This window comes from Methylobacter sp. BlB1 (assembly GCF_015476545.1).
In the GTDB taxonomy this organism is placed as follows: domain Bacteria; phylum Pseudomonadota; class Gammaproteobacteria; order Methylococcales; family Methylomonadaceae; genus Methylobacter.
In genome coordinates this window covers 1-12,251 of record NZ_JADMKV010000093.1, presented here as the reverse complement: position 1 = coordinate 12,251, position 12,251 = coordinate 1, and the positions used below count along the sequence as shown (strand labels likewise).

10 protein-coding genes are annotated in these 12,251 nt (G+C 53.1%); 2 read left to right on the top strand and 8 right to left on the bottom strand.

Going from position 1 to position 12,251, the window contains the following annotated elements:
• Positions 1–101 precede the first annotated feature (101 nt).
• Positions 102–320 (bottom strand): hypothetical protein, encoded by a 219-nt coding sequence (locus tag IT781_RS20490; protein WP_194972030.1) that lies wholly within the window; start codon positions 318–320, stop codon positions 102–104.
• On the opposite strand from IT781_RS20490, the gene IT781_RS20485 reads away from it, so the two are divergent.
• Positions 307–504 (top strand): hypothetical protein, encoded by a 198-nt coding sequence (locus IT781_RS20485; protein ID WP_194972028.1) that lies wholly within the window; start codon positions 307–309, stop codon positions 502–504. The genes IT781_RS20490 and IT781_RS20485 overlap by 14 nt on opposite strands.
• Positions 505–541: 37 nt before the next feature.
• On the opposite strand, the gene IT781_RS20480 is transcribed toward IT781_RS20485, so the two are convergent.
• The gene (locus IT781_RS20480; RefSeq protein WP_194972027.1) at positions 542–3,529 is read right to left on the bottom strand and encodes a Tn3 family transposase; all 2,988 of its coding nucleotides are present in this window, start codon (positions 3,527–3,529) and stop codon (positions 542–544) included.
• A gap of 162 nt (positions 3,530–3,691) precedes the next feature.
• On the opposite strand from IT781_RS20480, the gene IT781_RS20475 reads away from it, so the two are divergent.
• Complete coding sequence (locus IT781_RS20475) at positions 3,692–4,300, top strand: recombinase family protein (RefSeq protein ID WP_194972029.1); 609 nt, start codon at positions 3,692–3,694, stop codon at positions 4,298–4,300.
• A gap of 488 nt (positions 4,301–4,788) precedes the next feature.
• Here the strand turns inward: IT781_RS20475 and IT781_RS20470 are convergent, their stop codons facing one another.
• From IT781_RS20470 to IT781_RS20445, 6 genes are all read right to left on the bottom strand, one after another.
• Positions 4,789–7,908 (bottom strand): efflux RND transporter permease subunit, encoded by a 3,120-nt coding sequence (locus IT781_RS20470; RefSeq protein ID WP_194972026.1) that lies wholly within the window; start codon positions 7,906–7,908, stop codon positions 4,789–4,791.
• Between the two features lies 1 nt (position 7,909).
• Positions 7,910–9,415: an efflux RND transporter periplasmic adaptor subunit gene (locus tag IT781_RS20465; protein WP_194972025.1), complete on the bottom strand. Its 1,506-nt coding sequence runs from the start codon at positions 9,413–9,415 to the stop codon at positions 7,910–7,912.
• Positions 9,412–10,713 carry a TolC family protein gene (locus tag IT781_RS20460; protein WP_194972024.1) on the bottom strand — a complete coding sequence of 434 codons (1,302 nt, stop codon included), beginning with the start codon at positions 10,711–10,713 and terminating at the stop codon, positions 9,412–9,414. The genes IT781_RS20465 and IT781_RS20460 overlap by 4 nt, the downstream gene beginning before the upstream one ends.
• A gap of 95 nt (positions 10,714–10,808) precedes the next feature.
• The gene (locus IT781_RS20455) at positions 10,809–11,240 is read right to left on the bottom strand and encodes a hypothetical protein (protein ID WP_194972023.1); all 432 of its coding nucleotides are present in this window, start codon (positions 11,238–11,240) and stop codon (positions 10,809–10,811) included.
• Positions 11,241–11,369: 129 nt separating this feature from the next.
• Entirely contained in the window at positions 11,370–11,708 is a 339-nt protein-coding gene (locus IT781_RS20450; RefSeq protein WP_194972022.1) for a hypothetical protein, read from the bottom strand.
• A 228-nt stretch (positions 11,709–11,936) separates the two neighbouring features.
• Positions 11,937–12,152 (bottom strand): GDCCVxC domain-containing (seleno)protein, encoded by a 216-nt coding sequence (locus IT781_RS20445; protein WP_194972021.1) that lies wholly within the window; start codon positions 12,150–12,152, stop codon positions 11,937–11,939.
• Positions 12,153–12,251 lie beyond the last annotated feature (99 nt).

The following is a 12,251-nucleotide window of genomic DNA, read 5'->3' as shown; positions in this document are numbered from 1 at the left end:
CGGGCTCGCCGCAGTCAGCCCAGGTAACCATTACGGCCATGGATGATGCGCACGCGTTATCCACGCCCGTAGCCATCGACGTGAATTATTGATCACCAGGCTCATGCCTGAAAAACGGCATCGGAGGCGTTCAGCTGAGGATGCCATTTTTCGTTATTCCATGCGGAAGAGCAGGGGTGGGCCAAGTTTCTCGCTACCTTATTGGCCTTTAAAAATTTTAAAAATAATAGCATCCAGTGCCCTTGCGTTTTTTCCGAAATCAGGAAAATAGGTTGTAACGCAAAACAAGAAAAAAGGGGAGCAACAGTGAATTTCAGCATCAATCGAGAGCAGCTTCTGCCGTCATTAAGCCAAATTGTCAGGGTGATCGAGAAGAGACATGCCATGCCCATTTTAGTCAACGTCTTGGTCCAATGCCGTGATCAACAACTGGTCCTGACTGGCTCCGATCTTGAAATACAGGTTGTTTCGACGATTAATCTCGACAAAATTGGGGGACCGTAAGGATTCCTTCGTAAATGAGTAACATCCCCGAATTCCGTTACATCTGGAATGTTACGCCATAGTCAATCGGCTCCAAATCCCGTTCCCGAAGCTCGTATGTGCCAAAACGATTGGCGTGATGCGTCCGATATGGACTAAACGCAGCGGCCAATTCTGGCGTTAACTTCATCCCCTCTGCTTCCAGTTCCTTGAATGCCTGCGTCATCGTATGGCAGTTGTGAAAAATCATCAGATTGGCAATCAGATGATTGTACTTGATTATCTTCAACTGATCCTCGCGCACGTTTTCCTCGATGGTGTCCGATCCGAAATATGCCCACTGCGCAAAGTTGTTGAACCCTTCGCACTTGTTTTGCGCTGCCTGGATGACCTGGCGTAACGCATCGTCGCTGATATATTCCAGTAGGAATATGGTGCGGACGACCCGGCCCAACTCACGAAAGGCGAAATACAGTTTGTTTTTCCGGCTTGCAGTACCGAGCTTGCGCAAGATGGTCGATGGTTGAATACGCCCGGCACGAATCGATTGCGCCACTTGCAGCATGTCCGGCAAATGACAGGCAATCAAATCCCAATCTATGGCATCCTTGGTAAACAGGTCATCAATGTGTTTATACACTTCGTTGGCGCTCGGGCGAAACCATTTCAGATCTTTCCAGTTGCGAATACGTGGCATCAGTTTGATACCCAGCAAGAATGCCAAGCCATAAACCGGTGCGCTTTGCGCCTGGGTATCGCCATGCAACGTATCGGGCTGAATATCCGACTTGTTTTTTGTCAGCCCATCCAGGATATACACGGCTTCCCATACACCGCAGGGAATGAAATGCGAGAACAGCGCAATATACGTATCACTGATATGGTAATAAGCAATGCCACCATAACCGCCGTAACGGATATGCCGTTCCGACAGCAGATTATTTTCATACAGATTCCATTGCGTACCGTCTGCCGCCGCGCGTTTTGTATCGCCCCAATAGCGCGGCAGTTGAAATTGGTTGTACGCATTGATGGTCATATAAATAGCGGCCTCCAGTTTTTCCGTCGTGACTTGGCGTTGATTGACGAATGACACCTGCCGCGCACTGACATCGGCAATATTCTTGGCAATTTGTGTCGGCCCCAGGCCAGTACCATAGGCAAATACCGTCAGAATCTTGCGCCGGTCTTCCTCCTGTAGCTTGCCCTGGTGTCCACTCAACGGGCCAAAATGCTTGCCCCAGCCAATCCATTGCATGGTATCGGCAAGCACGTCCAGCAACGAAAGGCCCATGCCATCGAGTTTGCGCCTTAAGGCATCATCCATCTGCTTGAATCCGGTCGGCAGCTCTTTTTTTTCTTGCCGGCCAAGCTTCGGCCTGCCATTAATGATCTTGAAATAGGGATTGTCCTGATAGGTTTTGTCAGCCTGTTGTGCCGCCTCTGTCAGCAGGGAGCGAACATGCTTGATAAAGGCCGCGCTCTCGATTGGCAAGCCTACTTTCTCGCCATAATCCGCGCGTGTACGTTCGCATTCCTCCATCGGCACCAGTTCCTTCCGGTGGTCTGAATACGCATCGCTGCCGATCACGCAAAGGTCACCCGATTTCAGTTCCCCAACCATTTGCAAACAGACGCAGGCCTCGAACTGGCGGCGGTTGATTCGGGTCGGAACCGTATCGCGCTTGATCTCACCCGTTACCAACTTCCACCATTTTTCGGGAATCCAGTCCAGATCATCCTCAGTTAATATTATTTTACCTTTGCCCTTAAGCGTTAGCCACTTGCTCTGCCGATGGCTGTTCTCCAATATAAAAGCCAATGACTGCTCAAAACTGGCGTCCTGGCTGGTGGACTCCAGCTTTAACTTGCTCAAAATCCGTAGCAGCGCTGCCCGCCGTGGTTTGAAGAACTGCCAGACAAAACGGAACTCATTCTTCCCACCGTATTCCGCATGCAAGCGCGAGAATTCGCACAAATCGGGGCGAGCCGTGACCGCTTGGCGAACGCCTTTCAATTGTTCGTCTGCCGATTGGCTGGAATTCAAGAGCGTTTCCAGCATCGCAAACCGGCGCAAAATCTCATCGGTCTTTTCTTGATTGTCAGCCAGATATTTTTCCAGGGCTTCTTCGGCGCTGTGCAACGCACGCTTCATCTGCCTGCAAAAGATATGGCAGAGATCATCGGTCACAAGCGCCAGACGTTGCCGGATCAAGGCCAAGGCAACAGCGTAGCGTTTGGCGGCCGCCATATCCACCATGCTGGCGGCATCGAGACTGTTGCCTTCCAGCGCCCATTGTTTGATTTTGATGACCGGTATGGTTTTTAACAGGTCCGCATGACAGGCCAACTCAGTCAGACGGTCATAGCGTTCGACCAAATCGCGCATACCATTCAGGGTGGGTTTGGCGGCATCTTTCTTGATATCATGCCAAGGACTCACCCGGCGCGGATCATCACCCACGACAAAGAGTTTATCGAGAAAAATCCGGCCGGCATCTCCCAGAGCATCGTGAATTTGCAACTGCAGCGACTGATTCGTTGCAATCCGCTCCGCACGCGCTTCCCGCAGCAAGGTGTCGAATGCCGGCAACTCGTACCGATGACGCACCAACGTTTCAATGCCGATATTGATAATATCAATGACATCTTCCTTGGTCAGTGCCGCTTCGGCAAAAGCTTGTCGCATCAGCGCCTTGCCATCGTCGCCGAAGGGTTTGACCGCCAAAAACTCCCGTACCGCCGACAAGTGTTTGCGTCTGGCCTGAGAGACATCGTACTGCCGCAAATTCTCCCGATCATAAGGTTCGCCCAGGCTGGATACTACATGTTCGGCAATGGCATTCGGTACTTGCTCGGAGGTTACAAAATAGCCCAGCCGTTGATAGGTTTTTAAAAGCAGGGCAAATCCCGAGCGCGTGGTGCTTGAGCGAGTGGCGCTATCGCAATATGCCCGTTCGGTATCAGTTACCGTGTAGAAACGTTCCAATTCCGATTGCGCAAGTCGACTTTTGAATCGGGGATAGGCGGTATCGCTGGGTTGCAATGTTGAAAACCGGAAAGTGATTTAATACAAGAAAAACGTCCGTTTATCTTGTACGCTAAAAATCGCCCAAACACAGCAAAAAATATACAAGAAAACTCATTGAGAAAATCTGCGCAACATTGTACCCTTACTTTTATCTTTTCTTGCACATTGAAATTCATCATGCTTGTTGGTTATGTCCGTGTATCCAAGAACGATGGCACTCAGACGCTATCGCCCCAGCTTGACGCTATGCTGGCAGCAGGTGTTGAGTCAAACCGGATTTACGAAGATTTGGCATCAGGCCGCAAAGATGACAGGCCAGGACTCAATGCCTGTCTCAAAGCGCTTCAACCTGGCAACACACTGGTCGTATGGAAATTGGATAGGCTTGGCCGCGATCTGAAACATCTGGTAAAGACGCTGGATGACTTACGCACACGTGGCGTCGGCTTGAAAGTATTGGCGGGCGCCGGAGCCCAAATCGATACAACCACCTCAAACGGGCGGTTGTTCTTTGGGATTTTTGCAGTTCTGGCTGAATTTGAACGGGAATTGATTGTTGAGCGCACTCAGGCTGGACTTGCTGCGGCAAGAGCACGAGGTCGAAAAGGTGGCCGCCCCCGAAAGATGGACAGATCAACTTTGATGATGGCGATGTCGGCTTTGTCCGATCCCAAAGCTAATGCGTCTGAAGTAGCCAAAAGGCTTGGGATCACGACTACGACACTTTATATGTACCTCAACGGCGATGGATCGTTAAAAGAGGCGGGGCAATCCATCATGAGATAAATTGATTTTTGACAAAAGCGGTCATTGAATTATTGAAGCCTATTGCAGCCATCGACCCTATACTGCCAGATGACATTGACAAGAGTGATAGCAGTTCCTTAATCGCTTTGCAGTCATTCTGGATTTTATAATTTGCAACTTGCGAGACAAAGACAGTGTGCATTAATATATCAACACGCTGGTTTGTCAGCTACCTGTAGTGGCTTGCATTCGAAAATGGCCGAGCTCGCAATTATCTCGCTTTTGGGCTCGAATTAATTGCCACTGAAAATCCGGCTCGGCTCAAAATAAATGCCACTGAGCTTGCATTTACCCGCATGGGCTCGCATTCCATTTTCATGGGCTCATTCTAATTGCAAATGAAATTCAGGCTTCAGTAATCCATCATTGACGCGAAGCGGTAAACAGGCTTTCGCTCAGCCGAGTCTAATGATAGAAACTCTCATTCCTAGAGTTCCTCACATAATGGATAGAGGGAAGAAGCCGATTTATTTTTTTCGATGCATTGAATAACCTTTAACCAGCGCATAAACCGCCGGAATGACCACCAGGGTCAACAAGGTCGACGACACCATGCCACCTACCATCGGGGCAGCGATGCGGCGCATCACTTCCGAGCCAGTCCCCGTTCCCCACATGATGGGCAGTAGCCCTGCCATAATGGCGACTACCGTCATCATCTTGGGTCGGACCCGCTCTACCGCCCCTTCCCGAATCGCATCGTACAGATCTTTTCTATCCGGAGATTGACCTATCGCCGCTCTGCGGGCCTTGCTCTTGTCCCAGGCATGATCCAGATAAATCAGCATGACTACGCCAGTTTCTGCAGCTACGCCAGCCAAAGCGATAAAGCCGACGATGACGGCCACACTCAGGTTATAGTTCAGCCAGTACATGAGCCATACGCCGCCCACGAGCGCAAAGGGCAATGACAGCATGACAATGAGCGTTTCGGTAAGACGCTTGAAATTCAGGTACAGCAACAGAAAGATGATAAACAAAGTCATCGGCACAGCAATGGCGAGCTTGGCTTTCGCGCGCTCCATGTATTCGAACTGTCCGCTCCAGGTGACGTAATAGCCAGGCGGAAACTTCACCTGATCCCGTACCGCGCTTTGCGCATCGGCCACATAACCGCCGATGTCGCGGCCGCGGATATCGACGAAGATATAGGCAGAGAGCAAGGCATTTTCGGTACGGATTGACGGCACACCCTTATCGAGATTGACCTGGGCCAGCTGTCCTAATGGAATCATCGCACCGCTAGGCGTGGGCACTAAGATCTGCGTAGCGATCCTATCGGGCGAATCGCGCAGCTCACGCGGATAGCGCACGCTCACATTGAAGCGTTCCCGATTTTCCACGGTGGTGGTGACTGTCTCGCCGCCTAACGCCGCGGCGATCACATCCTGAAAATTTCCAACACTGAGTCCGTAGCGGGCTAACTGCTTCCGGTTCGGTTCGATAGTTAGATAATAGCCGCCGGTGATTCGCTCCGCATAGGCACTGGTTGTGCCTGGCACGGTTTTGACGACCGCTTCAATCTGGGTAGCGAGCTGTTCCATTTGCCCCAGGTCATTGCCGAACACTTTAATGCCGATCGGCGTGCGGATGCCGGTCGAGAGCATGTCGATGCGGTTCTTGATCGGCATGGTCCAGGCAATGGTCACGCCGGGCATCTGCGTGGCGCTGTCCATTTCAGCGATGAGCTTGTCGATGGTCATTCCGGCTCGCCATTGCGCTTCGGGCTTGAGATTGACCACTGTCTCGAACATTTCCAACGGCGCCGGGTCGGTAGCGGTTGAGGCTCGCCCCGCTTTGCCAAATACGGATTCAACCTCAGGGAAGCTTTTCAGAATACGGTTATGGGTTTGCATGATTTCCGCCGCCTTGGTGACGGAAATGCCGGGCAGACTCATCGGCATGAAGAGCAAGGTGCCCTCGTTCAAGGTCGGCATGAATTCGCTGCCCAATTTCGATGCCGGGTAAGCCGTGATGGCCAGGGCGACGACGGCGCCGGCAATCGTCAGCTTTTTCCAGCACAACACGCCTTCAATAATCGGACGGTACAGCCAGATCAGTGCGCGATTCAGCGGATTGCGGTGTTCGGGAACAATGCGCCCGCGGATGAAGAGCCACATCAATACCGGCACCAAGGTCACGGACAAAAAGGCCGCTCCCGCCATCGCGAAGGTCTTGGTGTAGGCCAGGGGCTTGAACAAGCGGCCTTCCTGTTCTTCAAGGACAAAAACAGGCAGGAAGGACACGGTGATGACCAGGAGGCTCAGGAACAAGGCCGGGCCGACTTCTTTAGCGGCCTGGATCATCAGGTCCAGACGATTGGCACCCGGTTCTGCGCGTTCTAAGTGTTTATGGGCATTCTCTATCATCACGATGGCCGCATCCACCATGACGCCGATGGCAATGGCGATACCGCCAAGGCTCATGATATTGGAATTGATGCCTAGCCCGTGCATAACGATAAACGCGATCAGCACGCCGATCGGTAGCATCACGATGGCGACCAGAGCACTGCGCACATGATAGAGGAACAGAATACAAACGAGAGCGACGATCAGGCTCTCCTCGATCAATTTGTCGCGCAAGTTCGTGATGGCCTTGAGAATTAACACAGAGCGGTCATAGACAGGCGTTATGGACACACCGGCTGGCAAACCGGACGCTATTTGCTGGAGTTTGGCTTTTACGTTATCGATCACGTCCAGCGCATTCTGCCCATAACGGGCAATCGCAATGCCGGAGACCGCTTCGCCTTCGCCGTTCAGTTCGGTGATGCCCCGCCGTTCGTCCGGGCCCAATTGCACGCGTGCCACATCGCGAATCAGGACCGGCGTGCCACCCTCGGTTTTCACGGCCAGATCCTCAATGTCGCGAATGCCGCGCAAATAGCCTTTGCCGCGCACCATGTACTCGGTTTCCGTCATCTCGACCACACGCCCGCCGACATCGCGGTTGCTTTCTGCGATGACCTGGCTGACCGTCAATAACGGGACACTATAAGCCTGAAGCTTGCGCGGATCGACGATCACCTGATATTGCTGGACAAAGCCGCCGACGCTGGCGACTTCCGCCACCCCCTGTGCTTTGGTGAGCTGGTAGCGGAGAAACCAATCCTGCAAGGTTCTGAGCTCTGCGAGCGAGTGCTGGACACCGAGCACGGCATATTGAAAGACCCAGCCAACGCCGGTGGCATCGGGGCCGAGGTTTGGCGTGATGCCTTTCGGCAAACGACTGGACGCAAAATTCAGGTATTCCAACACCCGTGTGCGAGCCCAGTAGACATCGGTGCCATCCTCGAAAATCACGTACACGAACGAGGCGCCGAAAAATGAAAAACCGCGTACCACTTTCGAGCGCGGCACGCTCAGCATGGCCGTGCTCAGGGGATAGGTTACCTGATCCTCGACGACTTGGGGTGCTTGGCCAGGATACTCGGTATAAACGATAACCTGCACATCCGACAGATCGGGCAAGGCATCGAGCGGGGTTTTCCAAATGGCATAAATGCCCAGGATGACGATAAAGACGGTGGTCAGCAGCACGACAAGCGCATTGCGTGCCGACCATTCAATGATACGGCCCAGCATCTCACCTCCCTCCGTGATGGCTATGTTCACCAGCAGGTGGCGGTTCAGCCGGAGCGGGACCTTGGGTTTCTGAACCGGCGGGTTTAAAGGCGCTTAAAGCCGCTTTCAAATTGCTCTCGGAGTCGATCAGGAAGTTGGCGCTAGTGACCACGTGTTCCTGCTCACTCAGACCCTCCACTATCTCGATCTGGTCTTCGCTGCGCAGCCCTAGCTTGACCGGACGCGGCTCGAAGCGACCTTTGCCTCGATCGACCAGCACCAGTGCGCGTCGCCCGCTTTCCAATACCGCCGATCTCGGCACCGCTAATGCCCGGTGCGTCTGCGTAGCGATTTCAAGCTGGGCATACATCATCGGCTTGAACAGGTAGTCGGGATTGGCCAGTTCAATACGGGCCTTGGCGGTGCGTGTTGCGGGGTTCAGCGTAGGATAGATGAAGCCCACTTTGCCTTTAAACGTGCGGCCGGGATAGGCATCAAATGTCACCCGAGCGGATTGTCCGGACTTGATCAAGCCGATGTCCTGTTCATAGATTTCGGCCATAATCCAGACTTGAGACAGGTCGGCAATCTTGAACAGTGTCTCGCCCGTCATCACCCGGGCACCGGCCACGGCCAATTTTTCCAGGACAATGCCGGAGGCCGGCGAACGAACGATCACGGCATGAGTAACCGTGCCCTGTTGTTGCAGACGATCCAGTTCAGAAGCGGAGATCCCCCAATTGCGCAGGCGCTCCAAGCTGCTGTCGGTCAGGCTTTTCATGCCGGATTGCAGCCAGGGCTCGCCATTGCCGAGCGCCGCTTGACCACTCTTGGCCTCCAGATATTCGCGCTGGGCAGAAATCAGGTCCGGGCTGTACAGTGAGAACAGGGGCTGACCACGCGTCACCGATTGCCCCGTGGCGTTCACATAGAGCTTTTCGATAAAGCCATCAAAACGGAGGGTCACGTCATAGCGCCTCCGCTCATCGGCTTCGACGCTGCCGACGCTACGAACCGGGTGCGCGATTTCAGTGTATTCGACCGGTGCTGTTTTGACGCCGAGTCGCTGGATCTTTTCAGTACTGATGCTCAGCACTTGAGCTTCGTTTCGATGGTCTTCTTCCGCATAGACGGGGATGTAATCCATGCCCATCGAGTCTTTTTTTGGGACCGGCGAGGTATCCGGCAGCCCCATCGGATGACGGTAGTATAGAATTTTGCCGTTCGGCTGCTCAGCGCTGCCTGCCGGCGGTTGAGTTATTTCGGCCTTAGACCCTTCCTCATAGACGGGAACGTAGTCCATGCCCATGTCATCCTTGGCCGGCACCGGTGAGGTGATGGCCGGATTCATCGGATGACGATAAAAGGCCGGTTTCTTTTCTGTTTGGGCCGGAGTTGCAGTACTTATGTGCTCGGCACTCGGTGCCGTTGTCGCACTCCCTCCCTCCCGGGAGGAAGCCAGCCAATAACCACCCATTGCGCCTAAGCCGGCGGCCGCGAGCACTGCCCATAGAAGGCTTTTATTCATAATGCGTCCCTCCCGACCGCCGCCGCTAACTGCGCCAGGGCCTGATGCGCCTCGGCCAATGCCTGCCAATACTGAGTCTGGTAATCGAACCAGGCATTTTGGGCCTGGATCACGCTCTGAAAATCCGCCTTGCCGACCTGGTAGGCGCTCAGCGAGGCGGCGACGTTCTGTTGTGCGAGCGGCAGCATGTCGTTTTTTAACAGCTCAAATTGTTCAAGACTGCCTTGGTAGAGAGCCAGGGCAGCGTTGATTTCGGTTTGGATTTCCCGGTGCGCTTCATCCAGTGCATATCGCTCCTTGAGCAATTCGCTTTGACGCTGATTGACGGCTTTTGCCTGCTTGCGGCCGGTGTAAATGGGCAATGTCATGCTTAATTGCACGCTGGCAAAGTCGCTGCGGCTCTGGCCCTCCGGCGTGTTCTGGCGAAAGGCATAGGCCGTGCCTACCGTGAAATCTGGGTAATAATCCTTTTCTGCCAGTTCCAGCCGGCTTTGGGCCGCATCGATGGCGTTCTTCCGTTCGGCCAGGCGGGGGCGGGACTTTTCGCTCTGGGCTTGCAGATCCGGAGCAGAGCCGATAGCCGGCAAATGCACATCCACGCTATCCGGCAAGTGAACAGCTTTGTCCGCTGGACGGTTGAGTAAGGCGTTCAAGCGTGCTAGTTCAGCCCTGTGCATGGCGAGGTGTTGTGCCTTTTCCTTGGTGAGTCGGGTCTGCGCCAGCAGCGCTGACAGCACATCCTGCCGGAGTCCTTTGCCGACCCGGTACTGAGTGTCGGCAATCCTGGCCAGTTGCTTAAGCTGTTGCTCGGTATCGCTGATGATAAGCAATGAACGGTGCACGAACATCAGTTGCCACCAGTGAATGTTGACATCGCGGGCCAGTTGCAGACGCGCTTCCTCCACGTTATGGGCGGCGGCTTCGGCCTCGAAAGTCGCGGCTTTTTCTCGCAAGGCCAGTTTGCCGGGAAACGGTATGGGCTGACTGATGCCCACTTCCAGCATGGTCATATCCTCTTTTTGCAGGTTGAGGCCGTTTGCCGTAGGCAGATTGAGCGCCCCGAAATTCAGGGTAGGGTCGGGCAAGCTGCCTTCTTGCAACGGAATCGCCGCCATCGCCTCGCTACGGGCCTTGATCTGGGCAAGACTGGGATTGTCGGCCAAAGCCATACTGATCGCCTGTTCGAGCGTCAGAATGGGTTCATCGGCTAAGAGCGTGCTTGAAAACAGGGTCAGCCAGCAGGCTACCGGCATCCAAGACACACGGCAGGGCCGCCAACGGGATAATAGGGGAGACATAAATTTTTCCTTTCTCAATCGAAAAAAAACAGGTTCCGCCAGACGCGGTAACCCCTTCGCGCGTTAAAGAGCGCAGATCGGCTTCGAGAGAAAGGCTAATTCAGCAGCGTACAGAAACGATAAATCAGCAGAATCCGTCTGCCGATTGGAGGCGCCGTTGCGCGGGCAATGCGCGGTTGTCGGGGAGCGTAGGGCAGTAAAAATCCGACCAAACCGATCATGCATAGCGCGAAGATCGGCATCTGGGGGTTATCCATCTTGAACTCAAAAGCCGGGTTGGGCGGCGAGTCAAGGCAGGGCTGTAACGAACAGTCTTGATCGGGCATAGTAATATGCCCAATAGGTTGCGAAGCAACGTGCTCCGATTCCGAACAGCCTGCCGGCATGGCGCCGGCAGACGAGAGAATCCATGGGCTTGGCATGGCACAGGTTGCCGAAACCAGCATGGCAAGCCAGCTCACCAACAGCGCACACAGCAGGACGTGCAGGCAAGGGCGATGTCTTGGAGAACGCAACGTAGTTAGCACAAGGGATTCTGTCCAGTAGGAATTCTTGAGATCAATTCTAACTCACAACGTGTATGTCTTGAAGTAGATAAAGCCATTGCCTTATCGAATGCAGCTGACAGAACCCCCACCGTTAGCTTATGTGAGATGCTACATTTGACGGTGCAGCTTGGCCATTTCCAAGTTTTCTTCGGCCGCTTTTTCATAAGCGTTAATCAATCCGCGGCAATGCGCTTGAAGATCTAGCGCCTGCTTACCGTAGAGATAGCCTTTTGACTCATAGTGCCTAAGAAGCTTTTTATGCTCGTCAGCTTTAAGCTGCATGTCTCTCGCCACTTCTTCATAATGAGCTGCTATCGCCTCATGGTCGGCCTTTGATTTTGCATTTTCCTCAGCTTGGCTCATATCCATCGGATGAGGACTCATCTCACTACAGGCGACTGTTAGACCCATTGCTAAAAGTAAAGTAATCAGTAACTTTGTTTTCATGGATGTTCTCCAAATTTATTGTAAAAATGAAAAAATGATTGTTTTTTCTTAAGTTTTTAAGCTCATGGAAGCATGGGATTAAGCTACTGTAAATCCTTTCTTCTTAAGCACAAACTGAGCCATTATTTAAATGGGTAAAGTGGATGTTTTTAACTTATAGTTGAGATATGCTGCACAATGATGGTGCGTTAACAGGCATTAAACGCACCTCATTAAAGCAACTGTGAACTATCTGGCGCAACAGGAGGTTTGTTGTTGGATCGGCGGGCATTTAACCGAACCGTAAGAGCAAAACACGCAGCAATCCCCCGGCTTCGGTTTGAGCAGTGCTCCGCAGGACTTGCATTCATAGAAAAACTGGCAGGTATCGGTCGGCATGGTTTTCGTTTCGGCATGTCCGCAGTGGGGGCAGATGATGGTCGATTCGAGGATGATGGCGTTCATTCATTCACCTTCTTGATAGAGGATGGGTATCCGACTGCCTTGGTCGCTTCCGTCAATTTATCCGCTGTGGTCACTGTATCGTCGAATTGCACCGTCGCG